Source organism: Nonomuraea africana (assembly GCF_014873535.1).
Taxonomy (GTDB): Bacteria; Actinomycetota; Actinomycetes; order Streptosporangiales; family Streptosporangiaceae; genus Nonomuraea; species Nonomuraea africana.
Genome location: NZ_JADBEF010000001.1, coordinates 1,605,453 through 1,621,949, shown reverse-complemented (window position 1 = coordinate 1,621,949; position 16,497 = coordinate 1,605,453). Strand labels below are relative to the sequence as shown.

Here is a 16,497-nt window from a genome sequence, read left to right as displayed (position 1 = left end):
CCGGATGAGATCGATCAGCACCACGGCGCTGTCCGTGTTCCCTTTGTGCCTCGGCACCAACACCTTCGGCTGGACCGCCGACCGGGCGGCCTCCTTCGCCGTCCTCGACGCCTACGCCGAGGCGGGCGGCAACTTCATCGACACCGCCGACGTGTACCCGAGCTGGGCGACGGGCGAGTCCACCTCGGAGATCATCATCGGCGAGTGGATGGCCGAGCGCGGCAACCGCGACTCGATCGTCCTGGCCACCAAGGTGGGCATGCTGGCCGGGCTCGAGGGCCTGTCGCCTGCCACGATCCGCACCGCGGTGGAGAACTCCCTTCGCCGCCTGCGCACCGACCGCATCGACCTGTACTGGGCGCACGTCGACGACCGGGACACGCCGCTGGCCGACTCGCTGGCCGCCTTCGACGCGCTGGTGCGCGAGGGCAAGGTGCGCTATCTCGGCGCCTCCAACTACGGCGCGCCCCGGCTGGCCGAGGCGCTGCGCATCTCCGACGAGGAGGGCATGGCCCGCTACGTGGCGCTCCAGCAGCCCTACAACCTCGTCGAGCGCGGCTACGAGGGCGACCTGCGCGAGGTCGTGGCCCGCGAGGGGCTGTCGAGCACGCCGTACTTCGGCCTCGCCCGCGGCTTCCTGACCGGCAAGTACGCCGGCGGCGCCACCGTCGACAGCCCGCGCGCGGGCAAGGCGGCGGAGTACCTGCAGACCGAGCGGGGTCCCCGCGTCCTCGAGGCGCTGGCCACGGTCGCCTCGGGCAGGGGCGTGGAGCAGGCCACGGTCGCGCTGTCCTGGCTGCTGGCCCAGCCGACCGTCGCCGCGCCGATCTCCAGCGCCCGCAACGCCGAGCAGCTCAAGCCGCTGCTCGACGCCGTCCACCTGAAGCTCGGGGCCGACGAGCTGGCGCTGCTCGACCGGGCCTCCCGCTGAGACACGGCGAAGGGCCAGGCTCTGCGAGCCTGGCCCTTCGGGTCGCGCGGGATCAGTGCTTGGTGGCCTGCTCGGCGCCGACGCCGGTCAGCGAGCGGACCTCGATCTCGGCGTACTTCTCCGCGTTGTACTCCTTGCTCAGCACGGTGCCGAGCCAGCCGAAGAAGAAGCCGAGCGGGATGGAGATCAGGCCCGGGTTCGACAGCGGGAACCAGGCGAAGTTCGCGTCCTTGAACAGCGCGGTCGCCGAGCCCGACACCACCGGCGAGAAGATCACCAGGATGAGGGCGGAGACCAGACCGCCGTAGATGGCCGACACCGCGCCCGCGGTGTTGAACCTCTTCCAGAACAGGCTGTAGAGGATCGCCGGCAGGTTGCCCGAGGCGGCCACCGCGAAGGCCAGCGCCACCAGGAAGGCGACGTTCTGCCCCTGGGCCAGGATGCCGAGGCCGATGGAGGCCGCGCCGATGACGAACGCCGACACCCTGGCGACCACGACCTCCTGCCGCTCGGTGGCGGTGCCGCGCCTGAACACGTGGGCGTACAGGTCGTGGGCGAAGCTGGAGGAGGAGGCGAGGGTGAGACCCGCCACCACCGCGAGGATCGTGGCGAAGGCCACGGCGCCGATGAGGGCGAGCAGGATCGTGCCGCCGACGGGGCCGAAGATGTCCTCGCCGATCCGCTGGGCCAGCATGGGGGCCGCGGTGTTGCCCGCCTTGTCCCCCGCGGTGATGGCCTTCGTCCCGACCACGGCGGCGGCGCCGAAGCCGAGGACGAGGGTCAGCAGGTAGAAGGTGCCGATGATGCCGATCCCCCACAGCACCGACTTGCGGGCGTCCTTGGCGGTCGGGACGGTGTAGAAGCGGATCAGGATGTGCGGCAGGCCCGCGGTGCCGAGGACGAGCGCGAGGCCGAGGCTGATCAGGTCGAGCTTGCCGGCCAGGCCCTGCGCCTCGGTGCCGTACTTCTGGCCCGGCTTGAGGAAGGCCTCGCCCTTGCCGCTCTGCGCGGCGGCGTCGCCGAGCAGGGCCGACAGGTTGAAGCCGAACTTGCCCAGCACCAGCAGCGTGACCAGGGCCGCGCCGCCCATCAGCAGGACCGCCTTGACGATCTGCACCCAGGTGGTGCCCTTCATGCCGCCCACGACCACATAGATGATCATGAGGACGCCGACGCCCACGATGACCAGGTTCTTCTGGGCGGGGTCGGTGACGCCGAGCAGCAGGCCGACCAGCGCGCCCGCGCCGACCATCTGGGCCAGCAGGTAGAAAATGCTGACGACGATCGTCGAGACGCCCGCGGCGGTGCGGACGGGACGCGGGCTCATCCTGAAGGCCAGCACGTCGGCCATCGTGAACTTGCCGGAGTTGCGCATGAGCTCAGCCACCAGCAGCAGCGCGACCAGCCAGGCCACCAGGAAGCCGATGGAGTAGAGGAAGCCGTCGTAGCCCGACAGCGCGATGATGCCGGCGATGCCCAGGAACGAGGCGGCCGACATGTAGTCGCCGCCGATGGCCAGGCCGTTCTGGAAACCGGTGAAGGAGCGGCCGCCCGCGTAGTAGTCGGCGGCGGTCTTGGTCTGACGGCTGGCCCAGAAGGTGATGCCGAGCGTGGCGACGACGAAGACGAGGAAGAGGACGGCGGAGAGAGTCACTTGGCCTGCTCCTCGACCTCGTGGCGGAGCTTGTCGGCGATGGGGTCGAGCTTCTTCTCCATGTGCCTGGCGTAGGCCCATGCGATCCAGAAGGTCGAGACGAACTGCAGCAGCCCGAGGATGAGCGCGATGTTGATGTTGCCAAGGACCTTGATGCCCATGAAGTCGCGCGCCCAGCCGGACAAGACCACGTACAGCAGGTACCAGCCGAGGAAGGCCGCGGTCATCGGGAACGTCCACGCCCTGAAGCGCCGCCTGAGCTCCTGGAACTCACTGCTGGCCTGCATCTGTTCGTAGACAGAAGAGTCATGTTCTCTGGTAGTCACAGCTCAAGCCCTCCGGGATGTGATGCGGATCACGCACAAGGTAAGAGCGCAAACTACCCTCCGTGGAGGGGGTCGGTCCGCCGGTTCGGTGAGCCGCCTCGGCGTGGCGGTCAGCTGAAGAGAACGTGCGATGAAAGGTCCGATTTGCGCGGTGAGCGGTCCCCGCCCTTCAGGACGAGCGGGAGCGCCAGTCGCCCCGGTCGAGGTTGAGCGTCTCGGGAGTGTGCAGGCGGACCATCGTCCTCGCCACCCCCGCGGGCACGCGGTGCGGGGTCAGGAAGGACGCCACGACCATGACGAAGAAGGCGATCGGCACCGTCCAGGCCGCTGGCTGGGCCAGGAGCGCGCCCACGAGCCCGCCGTACGGCCCGCCGGTGATCTGCGCCATCACCGCCGCGCACGCCAGCCCTCCGCCCACGAACAGCCCCGCGAGCGCCCCCGCAGACGACAGCCTGCGCCACCAGATGCCCAGCACGAGCAGCGGGCAGAACGACGAGGCGGCCACGGCGAAGGCGAGGCCGACCACGTCGGCGACCGGCAGCGACCTGGCCCACACCGCCAGCCCCAGCGGCACGGCCACGGCCAGCAGCGTCGCCAGGCGGAAGGCGCGCACCGCGCCGCCGCCGAACAGGTCCTGCGCGATCACGCCCGCCACCGAGACCGTCAGCCCCGAGGAGGTCGACAGGAACGCGGCGAACGCGCCCGCGGTGACCAGGGCGGTGAGCACGTCGCCGAGGGTGCCGCCGATCACCCTGCCGGGCAGCGTCAGCACGACCGCGTCGGTGCCCGCCACGTCCGGCGCGTAGATCCGGCCCAGCCAGCCGTAGATCGCCGGCAGCAGGTAGAAAGCGCCCAGCAGCGACAGCACCACCAGCGTCGTACGGCGCGCGGCCCGCCCGTCGGGGTTGGTGTAGAAGCGCACCAGCACGTGCGGCAGGCCCATCGTGCCGAGAAAGGTGGCAAGGATCAGCGAGTAGGTGGAGTAGAGGCCGTACTCCTTCGCGCTGGACAGCGGCAGCTGCCAGTGCGTCATGTCGTGCTCCGACAGCCCCGGCGCGCCGCCCGACCGCCAGGCCATCAGCAGGAAGACCAGCGGGACGGCGAGCGCGGTGAGCTTGAGCCAGTACTGGAAGGCCTGCACGAACGTGATCGACCGCATCCCGCCCGACAGCACGTTGACCGCGACCACCACGGCGACGAGCAGCCCGCCCACCCAGCCGGGCGCCCCCGTGATCGCCCGCAGCACGATGCCCGCGCTCTGGAACTGCGGCATCAGGTAGAACCAGCCGATGAGCACCACGAGCACGCTGGCCGTCCTGCGCACGGCCATCGACTCCAGGCGCGACTCGGCGAAGTCGGGCAGCGTGTAGGCGCCTGAGCGGCGCAGCGGCGCCGAGACCAGCACCAGCAGCACCAGGTAGCCGCCGGTCCAGCCGACGGGCAACCACAGCATGTCGGCGCCGTGGGTGAGGATGAGGCCCGCGATGCCGAGGAAGGAGGCGGCCGACAGGTACTCACCGCCGATGGCCGAGGCGTTCCACAGCGGGGTGACCGTACGGGAGGCCACGTAGAAGTCGGAGGTCGTGCGCGACAGGCGCAGGCCGAACGCGCCGATCAGGATCGCCGCGACCACCACGATGACGACGGCGGCCACGCTCATTGCCGCTCGACCAGGTCCTCGAAGTGGCGCTCGTTGCGCTCGGCCTGCCGTACGTAGAGCCAGGCCCCGGCCACGAACAGCGGGTAGATCAGCCCCGCCAGCACCGCCCACGGCAGCGGCACCCCGGCCAGCTCCACCGCGCGCAGCTCGGGCACGAGCAGGAACAGCAGCGGAAGGCCGAGCACCACGCAGGCCAGCACGGTGCACACGAACAACGCCAGCCGGAACTGGGTGCGCAGCAGCGAGCGCATGTAGACCTCGCCGAGGCGGGTCTGCTCGTCGATCTCCCTGCTGACCGGGTAGCGGGGCCGGCGCGCGGCGGCGGTGCGCGGGCTCATGACAGTGACTCTGCGCCTGGTCATCCGGCGTTCACCGCCTCTCCCTGCGCAACAGCAGGTCGCGAAGCTCGCGGGTGTGGCGGCGGCTGACCGGGATCTCGGTGTCGCCGACCCTGACCGTGCAGCGCCCCGAGTCGATGTGCAGCTCCTCGATGTGCCTGACCGCGACCAGATGGCTTCGGTGCACGCGCACGAAGCCCGAGGAGGCCCAACGCTCCTCCAGCGTGGCCAGCGGGATGCGGACCAGGTGGCTGCCCGCGGCGGTGTGCAGGCGGGCGTAGTCGCCCTGCGCCTCCACGTAGATCACGTCGGCGGTGGAGACGAACCGGGTCACGCCGCCCAGCTCGACCGGGATCGTGTCGGACTCCGCGCTCTCGACGGGCACGTCGGCCGAGACGCACACCCGCCTGATCGCCTCGGCGAGCCGTTCCGGCCGTACCGGCTTGAGCAGGTAGTCCTCGGCCTTGATCTCGAAGGCGTCGACCGCGTGCTCCTCGTAGGCGGTCACGAAGACGACCCGGGGCGGGTTGGCGAACTGCGACAGCAGCCGGCCGAGCACGACGCCGTCGAGCCCGCGCATCCTGATGTCGAGGAAGACCGCGTCGATCGGCCGTCCCTCGGCGATGGCCCGGTCGAGCAGCCGCAGCGCGGCGGCGCCGTCCCGGGCGGTGGACACCTCGCCTATCCGCGGGTCGGCTCGAAGCAGGTACGACAGGTCTTCGAGCGCGGGAAGCTCGTCGTCCACCGCAAGCACCCGCAGCCCGTTCACGGCTCTCCCCTTCCATCGTTGAGAGTGATGAAACAGACATGAGGCGTCAAGCCTGTCACGCCCGGATCACAGCCGAGTATGGTTTCTGCGTGCGCGTGCAGAACCGAGTGGATCGCTCCCTCACCGCCGCCGACCTGCTGCGCGAAGAGATCTCCCGGTGGCTGGCCGCCCGCGCCGCCGACGGGCGATTCCGCCGGTTCGGCCACCACTTCGAGGTGCTTCGGGAGATCCTGGACGGCATGCTCACCGGCATCAGGGAGCAACTGCTCGCCGTGACGGGCACGACCTCGGAGGCGGCCTACGCGCGCTGCTTCCATCTGGACGCGAGCCTGTCGACCGTCAAGCGGCTGTTCGAGTGGTACGTCCCCAAATACGACCAGCGGCTCGACCCGCTGCGCGGCCCCGTGCTCGCGGCGGCCGACGAGGTGGTGCGCAGCTGCTGGTGGCAGCCGTTCGACGTGCTGGGCAGGCGCCCGCCCGCCGGCCCGCTGCCGTACCTCGACCCGATGTTCGACGCCTTCGCCACACCCCGCGGGGACGTGCCGAGGGATCTGGTCGACGAGCTGGTGCGGGAACTGCCGATCCCGGTGATCTCGCTGCCCGCCTGGGCGGCGACGGAGGCGTGGTGGCTGGTGGTGGCCGCGCACGAGACCGGCCACCTCGTCCTGCACGACCTGGGCCTGACCTACGACGCCAGGCTCCTGGCGGGCGACTGGGCCGACGAGATGTTCGCCGACGCCTACTCGGTGCTGATGGTCGGCGGCGCGGCCACGTGGATGGTGGAGGAGCTGCAGCACGGGCTGAGCGTCGACACGCTCTACTACCCGCCGCCCGCCGAGCGCCTGACCCTGCTCGCCGACCCCTCGTCCTCGGGGATGCTCGACCTCCAGGTCGACGGCCGCCCGCTGCGCGAGCTCGGGCAGGGCTTCAACGAGGACCTCGCCCGTCGCTGGACCGCCGCGCTGGCCGCGGACGACGCCGCCATCACCAAGGTGCGCTCGCGCGCCGCCGCCAGGACACTGGTCGCCGCGGGGGTGGCCGCCTTCCCCTCGGACCCGGCCGGCGTGCACGCCAGGCTGCTGGAGAAGCTGCCGCGGTGCGGCCCCGACGGCACGATGGGCGCCGCCCCCTCCGCCCCCTCCCTTCGCGAGCTGACCGGCGAACTCACCAGGAGGCTGCTGTGACGCTGCCCCGCGTGGTCGTCAGAGTGGCCGACGGCCTGGTCACCACCCCCGTGGGCGCCCGCCCGCTCGGCCCGCTCCCCGCGCTCGGCGCGCCGCCGCACGAGTACGGCAAGGCGCTGTTCGCCGCGCTCCTCGGCCCGCTGTGGCCGCGCGTGCTGGCGGCCAACGCGGGAAGAGGCGTCGAGCTGGCCCTCGACCTGCCCGCCGAACTGCAGGACCACATGTGGGAGGCGATGCACGACGGCGCGCACCCCCTCGGCGCCAACCCCGGCCTGCTCGTCGCCGTCACCAGGCTGGTGCCCTCGGGCGCCGGCCCGCCACCCGAGGTCAGAGGGGCGCCCAGGGTGCTGTTCGCCTCGGGGGCCAAGCTGACCGAGCAGGTCATCCTGCCCGGCGCGATGTTCCTCGGGCTGCTGCGCGAGTGCGAGTCCGCGGGGCTGGCGCTGGCCAGGGTCGCCGACGGGCTGACCCTCGACGGACTGGCCCGCCGCTGCGCCGCCTTCGAGCCCGATCTCGTCCACCTGGTCGCCCACGGCAGGCCCGACGAGGACGGCAGGGTGCTGGTCGAGCTGGCGGGCGCCATGGCCGCGCCCGACCAGCTGGTCGGCGCGCTGCTGGCGGGAGGACGCCCGCCGATCGCCGTCGTGCTGAGCGTCTGCCACACCGCCCGCCTGTCACCCGCGTCGCTGGCCGCCTCACTGATCGCGGCGGGCGTGCCGATCGTGGTGGCGATGGACGGCGAGATCGCCGAGCCCGCCTGCCGCCTGTTCTCCAAACGCCTGGTGCGGGCGCTGCTCAACGGCGACGGCGTCGCCGAGGCCGCAGCCCACGGCCGCAGGGCCGCGCTGATGGGCGAGCGGGATCCCGCCGACGGCGACGACTGGGCCAGGCCGACCGTCTACACCGCCGCCTCGCTGCCCCCGGCCTTCCGGCCCGTCGACCCGGCCCCCGCCCGCGCGCTGCTGCGGATGGCCGAGCAGCTCGAACTGGCCCAGCAGCCCCTCTACATCGGCCGCCGCAGCCTCTTCGACGAGGTGGACGCGCTGTTCAGCGCGCGCAGGGCGCTGCTGGTCGCCTGCGCCGAGGGCGACTTCCGCAGGCTCGGCGCCACCAGGCTGCTGCGCGAGATCGGCTTCAGGCTGCTGCACGACGGTCACGTCCCGCTGCTGCTGGCCCCGCGTGCCCACCCCACGGCGCCGCACTCCTTACGGCAGGTCGCCGCCCAGGTGCTGCAGGCCGTGGTCGACACCTGCGAGCGCCTGTCGCTGCCCGCTCCCCCGCTGGAGACCGTCCACGCCGCCCTACCCGCCGACGCCCCCCAGTCGGCCGTACGGCGCGGCCTGCGCAAGGCGATCGCCGCGTTCTCCACCTCCCCCGACCCTCTCGACGTGGACGACCTGCGCGAGTCGCTCGCCGAGGACCTGTCGTCGTTCGCGCGGGCGGCGCAGGCGCTGGGCGAGCCGTTCGGCCCGCACACCCGCGCCGTCGTCCTGGCCGAGGGCCTGCACCTGTGGGACGGCGCGCTGGGCTGGATCTCGGGCCGGCCGCCCGGCCTGCTCGACCTGCTCACGCCCAGCGGCCTCGGCCCGCCCGAACGGCCCGCCCCCGTGATCGCCACGACCGCCGAGAGCGTCGAGCTGGGCCTGTTCAAGGCCGAGCGGGCGGGCATGGCCGCCTACCGGTTCGTCCCGCTCGCCGCGCTGCCCGAGGACGAGGCCACGCTCGGCTACCAGTGGGTCCTGCTGCAGCCCTGGCACGAGCAGGACCGCTACAAGAAGGTGTGGGTCGCGGCCCCCGGCCACGACAGGGAGATGCTGCGCGAGGCGTTCAGCACGCTGGAGGGGCGGCCCGCGATGGTCGACTACGAGCTCTACCTCGTCGCGCACGCGCTGGCCTCGGCGAAGATCTTCCTCTCCCACGACGACGAGGCCGCCTGGCGCGCCTACGCCGAGCTGAACAGGCTCGCGCCGTGACCGGGCTGCGCGAGGAGCTCGAACGGCTGCGCGCCCAGCGCTTCGCCGCCTACCCGGCCGAGACGCTGGCCAGGCTGGCGCTGGTGCCGCAGTGGACGGAGTCGCTCGCCAGGCGGGCCGGACTGGGAGACGTCCCCGACGAGCTGGTCGAGAGCACCATGCTGCTCCTCGGCGACGGCGGCCAGGAGCGGGCCTTCTGGGTGCGCGAAAGCGTCAGGGCCGAGCTCGGCGGCTACCTTCGCCGTGAGCACGGCGGCATCCTCCGGCGCGAGCTGCGGTACCTGACCAAGCGCCTTTACAGGGTAGATCACGAATGGTTCGCCGTCGCCGCCGTCTACGCGGAGGACCCCACGGGCCTGCGGCTGCTGCGCGAGGTCTCCGACCGCGTCGAGGCGGGACGGCTGCCCGCGGCGGCGACTCTTGTGGCGACCGCCGAGGCGCTGGCCGAGGTGCTGGGCGGCCATCTCGCCGGGTCGGCGCGCCGGGCGGCCTGGCGCCTCGCACGGGCCACCCGCGAGGCCGAGGACGCCCACCACCTGCGCCACTACCAGCCCAGGAGTGAGCTCGAGGAGCAGGTCGTGGGCGGGCCCGACTGGGCGGTGCACCTGCTCGGCGCGGGCGGCGCGGGCAAGACCATGCTCATCAGGCACCTGGCCACCAGGATCACCACGGCCAGGGTCGACTTCGACCATCTCGACCCCCGCTATCCCGAGACCCGTCCCGGCGAGATGTTCACGGCGCTCGCCGTCGACCTGCTCGGCTGGGTGGGCAGCAGGGCGGGCGAGGCGGCCTACCGGCGCTTCCTCGACGCGGTGGAGGAGCTGCACGAGGAGCTGGCCAGGCCGTACCGGCTGGAGACACGGGCGCGGCCGCTGCTGGAGCGGATGGTGGCCGCCTTCGCCGACCTGCTGACCACACTCGACCTGGACGTCACGCTGGTGCTCGACACCTGCGAGGAACTGGCCAAGCTCTACCCGTCCGGCGAGCCCGCGCCGGGCATCGACATGACGTTCTCGCTGCTGGAACGGCTGCACGCGCTGGTGCCGTCCGTGCGCGTGGTGCTGGCCGGGCGGCGGTGGCTGGTGCCGCCGCCCCTGGACGCGCCGTCGGGTCCGCTGCTGCGGCCGCGGCCGTACCTGCGGGTGCTGCCCGTCGGCGGGTTCACCAGGGCCGAGGCCGAGCGCTACCTGACCGCCCGGGACCTGCCGCGGCGCTTCACCTCCGCGGTGCTGGCGCGCGCGGCGGGCGACGAGGGCTACAACCCGTTCGACCTGGCGGTCTACACCGACTGGGTGCTCGCTGAGCCGTCACTCGACCCTTCGGCGCTGGTCACCGACGTCGGCGATCCCTACGTCGAGCGCCGCGTGATCGGCCGGCTCCACGACCCGGCGCTGGTGCGCTGCCTGGGCGTGGCCGCCGAGCTCGGCACCCTCGACAGGACGCTGGCGGGGGCGGAGTTCGCCGCCCTCGGCGTGGACGCCGACGCCGTCCTGAGCGGGCTGGCCGCCCAGGAGTGGGCTCGCGTGCGCGCCCACACGCCCGACGGGCGTCCTGCCGTGGTGGAGCTGGAGGAGCACCTGTGCGCCCGCCTGCGCGCCGTGACCGCCGCCGACCCCGATCGTTTTCCGGTGGACGGCCGGCGCCTGGGCCGTACCGCCGCCGGGCTCGTCACCGGCGCGGAATCGGTCGCCGAGGTGCCGCTCGCGACGCTGCTGCCGGCGCTCCGCCTGCTGCCCGCGGCCGAGGCGATCGTGCTGTGGCGGGAGGTGGAGGACCGGGTGGTGGCCGAGCAGGCGTGGGGGTGGGCCGAGCACGTCACGGCCCGCGCCGCCGCCGACCTCACCGACACCGCCGACCGCCTCCTCGCCCGCAGCCCCTCCGCCGGCACCGACCTGCCCGATCGCCGCACACCTGACCACCTGAACGACCCACGCACCCATGACCGCCGATCGGCCGCCCCCGGCGCAGTCGACGCCCCTGCGGAAGCCGGCCGCTCCGCCGGCGACCGCTCACCCAGCTCACCAGGGGACGACCGCCGCACCACCGTCTCTCGTGGGGACGTCGCGGGCGACAACGACCCGCGCAGGGGCGAAGCGGGCGAGAGTGACCCGTCCGAAGGTGCGGGCTCGCCATCCGAGGGTGCGGGCTCGCCATCGGACTTCGAGGCGACGCAGGCGCTGCCCACCCAAACGACCCCCGCCGAGCCCGTGCGCACCCGAACCTCCAGATGGAGCGCCACCGAACGAAGAGGCCCCACGGGGCGACGGGAGGATGACAGGCGAGAGAGCGCCGCCGAGCGGGACGACCACACCGGGCGAGGGGACCGGATCGGCCAAGAGGATGGCGCCGAGTCACGCGGGAGTGTGCTCGCTGGGCTGCGGGAGGTTCTGGCGGCGGTGCTGTCCACCCAGGCGGCCACCCGCGTCCAGACCGGTGGCGGGGGCGTGGCAGCGCTGTGGCGGCACGTCCTGCGCTTCGGCAACCCCGCCCAGCGCGACCGCGCCCTGCTCGGCCTGGTGTCCGCCGGCGAACAGGACATCGACTTCCCCGCCGAGCTGCACAGGATCGTGACGGCCCACACCACAAGCCCGATCGCGAGGCCAGCCACCGCCTCACCACCCCCGAACCCGAACCTCGCAGAGCCGACCGCGCCCTCTTCGGGGTCGACCGAGAACTTCGCGGGGTCGAGTGCGGATGTCGGGAGCTCGACCGCGACCTTGGCGGGGTCGATCGGGGCCCTCGCGGGATCGATCGTCGCCGCGGTGGATCGGTGGATGCTCGACGAGTCCTGGCGTGAGCTGCGCGTCCAGGATCTCGTCATTGTCGCCGGGGCGAGCGCGGACCCCGCCGTCCGGTCCCTCGCCTACGGTCAGGCCGCTCTCCTCGCCCAGGCCGGTCCCGAAGCGGCCTTCGACCCTCCAGCGCTGGCCGCCCTTGCCGTGGAGGCGGTCCAGGGCGTGGAGCAGCCGAGCCCCTCCCCCGTGTCCGCCGACTACCCGCCGGGCTGCGACGCCCGAGCGCGCGCCCAGCTGATCAGCCTCCTCATCGACCTCACCACCCCAGGGGACGGGCCGACCGACGATCGGCGCCACAGCACACCGGCCGATGAGCCACACGAGCCCGAGCCAGCGGACAGGCAACGCGAAAGCACACCATCCAGCGAGCGACACGAGAGCGAGGCAGCGGGCGGGCGCCGGGAGAGCGAGGCAGCGAGCGGGCGTCGAGAGAGCGGGTCGAAGGGTGATGGGGTTGCGCTTCCGATGCTGGAAGCGGCGGGGGCGCCCACGTCCGTGGATGGTGACAGGTGGCTCTCTCTCGCTCTGCTCGTCCTCCAGGCGCGCGGCAGGATGAGCGAGGAGCAGCTGAGGACTCTGACCGCCGCCAGGTACCCGCTGTGGCGGGGCCGGAGCGCGTGGGTGCACGGGCACGTCCGGCCGCTGGCGGTCGGACTGGCCGAGAGCTGGGTGTGGCTCGGGCAGTACGACGAGGCGACGGCCGTTCTGCACGCCCGCCTCCAGGAGGCGCTGACCGCCGGAGACGATCCCTCGACGGTGGAGGAGTGCCAGCTCGCGCTGCTCATGGTCTGCCGCAGGGACCGGGATCTGCGCCACTACCCGGGCATCAGGGAGTTGGCGCTGCGCGGCTCGCCGGTGTGCCGGGCGGCGGCGTGGCTGACACTGACGCTGGTGGAGGGCGAGCAGCCCCACTCGATCACCGAGGCCGGCTCCTGGTACGGCTGGTGGCGCTGCCAGGATCTGAATTCGCTCCGGGACGGCTTCCGGCCCCCGCCGCGCTCAGAGGAAGGCATTCCGCCCGCGCTCCTGCGCAGGGTCGCGGAGGAGGCCGACCACCTGACCCTGGGTCTCGACGCGCCCACAGAGCCGCCGGATCCGCTCGAGCCCCGCCTCGGCTGGGTGCGCGGGCGCGCGCTGCTGACCCGGGCCGAGGTGCTGGCGCTGCGCTTCCCCGGGCAGGCGGCGCGGCTACTGACCGAGGCGGCCCTGCTGCTCGGCCGCGACTCGGTGCTCGGACGGCAGGCCGAGCTGCTCGCCACGATGGCCGCGATCCGCTCGGGTCGGACACTGGAGGCGAGCGGCGGGGTGCCGTCACATCCCCTGCCGGGCGGCTGGACGGTGCGAACGGCCGCGCTGAGCCGCCTGCCCTGGACGTCCGAGGACGCGGAGCTGCCCGAGCTCACCCTCCCCAGCTCCAGGGAGCCGTCTCCACAGCGCCAAAGCCCGCAGCGGCAATCCCCGCAACCGCCATCTCCACAGCCGCAAACCCCGCAGTGGGATCTCCCCCCGTGGCCTTCCGAGCAGCCGCCGCCATTGCAGCCGCAGCCCTACAAGCCGTGGCCGCAGGTCCATGGGAGCCCGCAACAGGCGGAAGCGGCCCCGGCCGGGCAGGCATCGGGCCTCGTCGGGGCCGGAGTGGTGACGGCGATCGTCGCGGTGGCCACGGTCGCGGCCTTCGTGCTCGTCCCCCAGGCCATGAGCGGCCTCGGCGCGGCCGCCGTCCTGGCCGGAGCCGCCCTGGTCGCGGGGGCCTGCGCGCTCTACTGGAGCGGCGTGCCGGCCACCGCGATGACCGCCGACGTCGGCGAGACCTCCACCGTCCTCCTCCGGCACGGGTCAGGGGCATGGCGGGGCCCGGCGTGGGGGCGGGGCGTCCCGAGGTGGCCGGCGCCGTCGCGGGCCTCCACCGTGCGGACGGCGGCGGGCGAGGCGCGGATCAGCGCGAGGGTGAAGGCCGTCAGGCTCAGGTCGGGACGCGACCTCGACGCGGACGGCCTGGAGTTCCGGCTGTTCGGACATCTCCCCGCCGATCAGCTTCCCGCGCTGTTCCGCTCGGTCCACCGGGCGGCGTCGGTCGCGCGGGCGACGACGGGCCGCTACGAGGGTCCCAGGCATCTCGAGCCCTCGGGGCAGGCCGTGTCTCCGCACCGGCTGCTCTGGGTCGGCGCGCTCGTGGGCACCGCCGACGGACCCCGCCTGCGCCTCACCGAGCAGCATCCGTCCATGTCGAAGGCGCGCGAGCGGCTGGTCGGGGCGGAGCCGTACCCGGTCTTCCAGGTCTTCCAGGCCGAGCCCGTCGACGGACCGCCCGAGCCGCTCGGCGACCAGCGGGCCGGGTTCGTGGCCATGGCCAGGACCGTCTGCGAGAGCGGCACGCCCGCCGCGCTCGTCGTGCCGCCCCTGCCCGACGACGTCGCGGCCCGGGTGATCGGCGCGTGCGCGACCTGGCCGATCCTCCGCAAGGGCGACGTGATCGACGCCAGGAGGCTGCTCGCGTTGCAAGGGCACCTGCGTGAGATCATCAATGCCGGTCCCGAGGTGCTGTGCGATCTGATCCTGTTCCTGCCCACCGACGACGCGGAGGTTCGATGAGCCGTCTCTCCCAGTGGTTCAGCGCCAGAGCCGACCACACGCACCTGGAGTTCATCCCCGACCCGGGGTCCAGGCCGCTGCTCCCCCGCGAAGGGTACGTGCGGCTGTGGCTGGCCGAGGGGTTCCTCGCGCAGCGCAGGTCGTGGGGGAACGACCACTTCCCCGCGGTGCACGGCGGGCTCACCCTCAACTTCCTCGGCACCCAGCCCGTCGGGTTCAAGGCGGTCAGCACTCCCGCGTGGTCCACGCCGGGCGTCCACCTCGACCTGCAGGTGTCGCCGCTGGTGCCGTACAACGGAGGGGTCGTGACCGTCGAGGCGGGCCTCTACCAGGCCACGCAGCAGGGGCCGCTGGGCGCCGCCGTCCAGGTGCTGGGGAAGCTGGCGGGCCTGGTGGGCCCGCCGCTGGCGACCGCGGCCACCATCGCGGAGAAGATGTCCGAGGGACTGGAGGCGGTGCTGGAGGCGACGGGCGACCAGCCGAGGCTGGGCGTGCACTGGAGCATGGTGGCTCCGGGCGGCGGCGGCAGGCCCGTGCAGGCGGGGCATCTGGTGGTGCTCGATGCCCCAGCGCCGCCGGGAAAGCTGGAGATCGTCGACGGCCGGCTCCGCGCGGACGGCCGGCCGGTGCTCCTCGACTACCTGGTCCTGCGCGTGGAGTGCCGCGAGGAGCGCGACGACCCGATCACGCCCGAGCTGGAGCACCTGATCAGGCGGGCGGTCGAGGACGGCCTGCACGGCAACGCCGAGTCGATGAACGCGATCAGGACCGAGGCGATCGTGAAGGCGTGGACCTCGCCCGACCTGGTGCCCAAGGACCAGCGGCGGGTGGCGATGCTGATCCGTGACGAGATCGACGCGGCCAGGCCGCTCGGCGTCGTGCCGGTGGAGCGGCTGGCGGCCAGGATGGTCTCCCGCGACTCGCCCGAGCTGAAGGGGCTGCGGCTGGAGGACCTGGTCAGCGGGCCGAGACGCCGGGGTGGTACTTCGGCACCCTGATGTTGACCTTGGTGCCGGCGCCCTCCGCGGTCTCCACGACCAGGCCGTACTCGTCGCCGTAGACCTGGCGCAGCCGCTCGTCGACGTTGGCCAGGCCCACGCCGCTCTCGGTGGAGACGTCTCCGGCGAGGATGCGGCGCAGGTGCTCGGGGTCCATGCCGAGGCCGTCGTCCTCGACGCTGATGTGGCATTCGGCGCCGGCGTCCTCGGCGACGATCGCGATGCGGCCGACGCCGTTCTTGGATTCGAGGCCGTGCCGTACCGCGTTCTCGACCAGGGGTTGCAGGCACAGGAACGGCACCGCGACGGGCAGCACCTCCGGCGCGATGCGCAGCGTGACCCGCAGGTGGTCGCCGAAGCGGGCCCGCTCCAGGATCAGGTAGCGGTCGATGGAGCGCAGCTCCTCGGCCAGGGTGGTGAAGTCGCCGTGCCTGCGGAAGCTGTAGCGGGTGAAGTCGGCGAACTCCAGCAGCAGCTCGCGGGCCCGCTCGGGGTCGGTGCGGACGAAGCTGGCGATGGTGGTCAGCGAGTTGTAGATGAAGTGAGGGGAGATCTGCGCGCGCAGCGCCCGCACCTCGGCCTCCATCAGCAGGGTGCGGCTGCGGTCGAGCTCGGCCAGCTCCAGCTGGGAGTCGACCCAGCGGGCCACCTCCTGGGCGGCCCTGACGAGCCCGGCGGAGGTCTCCTGCCCGTAGGCGGCCAGCGAGCCGACCACCCTGTCGTCGGTGGTGAGCGGCACCACCACGGCGTGCCTGATCGGGCATTCGAGCAGGTCGCAGTCGAGGTTCAGGACCTGGGTGCGGCCGTCCTTGAGGGTGCCCGCCGCGTGCCCGAACGCCTCGGCCGCGTGGTGCTCGCCCGCGCCGTCGTAGACCAGCAGCCGCTCGCCGTCGGTGATCGCGATGGCGGGCGAGCCGAGCAGCTCGCGCAGGTGCCGCGAGGCCTTCTGCGCGCCCTCCTCGCTCAGCCCTGCCCGTAGCGGAGGCGCCGCCAGCGAGGCGGTGTGCAGGGTCTCGAACGTCGCCCGCTCCGCGGGGCCCGCGCCCAGCTCGCGCCTGCCCCGCAGCACGCGCCACAGCACGAGCGCGGGGCCGCCGACGATGAGGGCCAGGAGCAGCACGACGACCACGGGTTCCACGGGCGGAGCCTACCCCTATGCTGCGGGCGTGAACGATCTCGCACGGCGCTACGAGCGGTTCGCGTAGCGGTCGAGGACGCCAGCCGCCAGTTGAGCGGTTTGTCGGCCCGCACGGTGGGCCAACGAGGGGCCCGACCGG

General features: G+C 73.0%; 11 protein-coding genes. 5 read left to right on the top strand and 6 right to left on the bottom strand.

Features of this window, described 5'->3' with window-relative positions:
• Positions 1-4: 4 nt before the first annotated feature.
• Positions 5-931, top strand: a complete 927-nt coding sequence (locus H4W81_RS07375) for an aldo/keto reductase (RefSeq protein WP_192774094.1) — start codon at positions 5-7, stop codon at positions 929-931.
• A gap of 52 nt (positions 932-983) precedes the next feature.
• Here the strand turns inward: H4W81_RS07375 and H4W81_RS07370 are convergent, their stop codons facing one another.
• From H4W81_RS07370 to H4W81_RS07350, 5 genes are all read right to left on the bottom strand, one after another.
• A complete protein-coding gene (locus H4W81_RS07370) occupies positions 984-2,585 on the bottom strand; it encodes a solute symporter family protein (protein WP_318781585.1) in 1,602 nt (533 codons plus the stop codon).
• Complete coding sequence (locus tag H4W81_RS07365; RefSeq protein ID WP_192774092.1) at positions 2,582-2,872, bottom strand: DUF485 domain-containing protein; 291 nt, start codon at positions 2,870-2,872, stop codon at positions 2,582-2,584. The genes H4W81_RS07370 and H4W81_RS07365 overlap by 4 nt, the downstream gene beginning before the upstream one ends.
• A 208-nt stretch (positions 2,873-3,080) precedes the next feature.
• A complete protein-coding gene (locus H4W81_RS07360; RefSeq protein WP_192774091.1) occupies positions 3,081-4,571 on the bottom strand; it encodes a sodium/solute symporter in 1,491 nt (496 codons plus the stop codon).
• Positions 4,568-4,909 (bottom strand): hypothetical protein, encoded by a 342-nt coding sequence (locus H4W81_RS07355; RefSeq protein WP_225958497.1) that lies wholly within the window; start codon positions 4,907-4,909, stop codon positions 4,568-4,570. The genes H4W81_RS07360 and H4W81_RS07355 overlap by 4 nt, the downstream gene beginning before the upstream one ends.
• A 31-nt stretch (positions 4,910-4,940) precedes the next feature.
• Positions 4,941-5,678, bottom strand: a complete 738-nt coding sequence (locus H4W81_RS07350; protein WP_192774089.1) for a LytR/AlgR family response regulator transcription factor — start codon at positions 5,676-5,678, stop codon at positions 4,941-4,943.
• Between the two features lie 89 nt (positions 5,679-5,767).
• Here H4W81_RS07350 and H4W81_RS07345 point away from each other — a divergent pair, with 89 nt between their 5' ends.
• The 4 genes from H4W81_RS07345 to H4W81_RS07330 are packed head-to-tail and all read left to right on the top strand — an operon-like array spanning position 5,768 to position 15,220.
• Entirely contained in the window at positions 5,768-6,862 is a 1,095-nt protein-coding gene (locus tag H4W81_RS07345) for a M48 family metalloprotease (RefSeq protein WP_192774088.1), read from the top strand.
• Positions 6,859-8,835, top strand: coding sequence for a CHAT domain-containing protein (locus H4W81_RS07340; protein ID WP_192774087.1), 1,977 nt, complete (start codon positions 6,859-6,861; stop codon positions 8,833-8,835). The genes H4W81_RS07345 and H4W81_RS07340 overlap by 4 nt, the downstream gene beginning before the upstream one ends.
• On the top strand, positions 8,832-14,222 hold the full coding sequence (locus H4W81_RS07335; RefSeq protein WP_192774086.1) for a hypothetical protein: 5,391 nt from the start codon (positions 8,832-8,834) through the stop codon (positions 14,220-14,222). The genes H4W81_RS07340 and H4W81_RS07335 overlap by 4 nt, the downstream gene beginning before the upstream one ends.
• The gene (locus tag H4W81_RS07330; RefSeq protein WP_192774085.1) at positions 14,219-15,220 is read left to right on the top strand and encodes a hypothetical protein; all 1,002 of its coding nucleotides are present in this window, start codon (positions 14,219-14,221) and stop codon (positions 15,218-15,220) included. Before H4W81_RS07335 ends, H4W81_RS07330 begins: the two co-directional genes overlap by 4 nt.
• On the opposite strand, the gene H4W81_RS07325 is transcribed toward H4W81_RS07330, so the two are convergent.
• Positions 15,180-16,358 (bottom strand): sensor histidine kinase, encoded by a 1,179-nt coding sequence (locus H4W81_RS07325; protein WP_192774084.1) that lies wholly within the window; start codon positions 16,356-16,358, stop codon positions 15,180-15,182. The two genes, H4W81_RS07330 and H4W81_RS07325, sit on opposite strands and share 41 nt — an antisense overlap.
• Between the last annotated feature and the right edge of the window lie 139 nt (positions 16,359-16,497).

What these genes read in the sequence shown, in the direction of transcription:
- H4W81_RS07375 (WP_192774094.1), top strand. Translation starts at nt 5, where the DNA reads ATGAGATCGATCAGCACCACGGCGCTGTCCGTGTTCCCTTTGTGCCTC.
- H4W81_RS07355 (WP_225958497.1), bottom strand. Translation starts at nt 4,909, where the DNA reads ATGAGCCCGCGCACCGCCGCCGCGCGCCGGCCCCGCTACCCGGTCAGC.
- H4W81_RS07365 (WP_192774092.1), bottom strand. Translation starts at nt 2,872, where the DNA reads ATGCAGGCCAGCAGTGAGTTCCAGGAGCTCAGGCGGCGCTTCAGGGCG.
- H4W81_RS07330 (WP_192774085.1), top strand. Translation starts at nt 14,219, where the DNA reads ATGAGCCGTCTCTCCCAGTGGTTCAGCGCCAGAGCCGACCACACGCAC.
- H4W81_RS07360 (WP_192774091.1), bottom strand. Translation starts at nt 4,571, where the DNA reads ATGAGCGTGGCCGCCGTCGTCATCGTGGTGGTCGCGGCGATCCTGATC.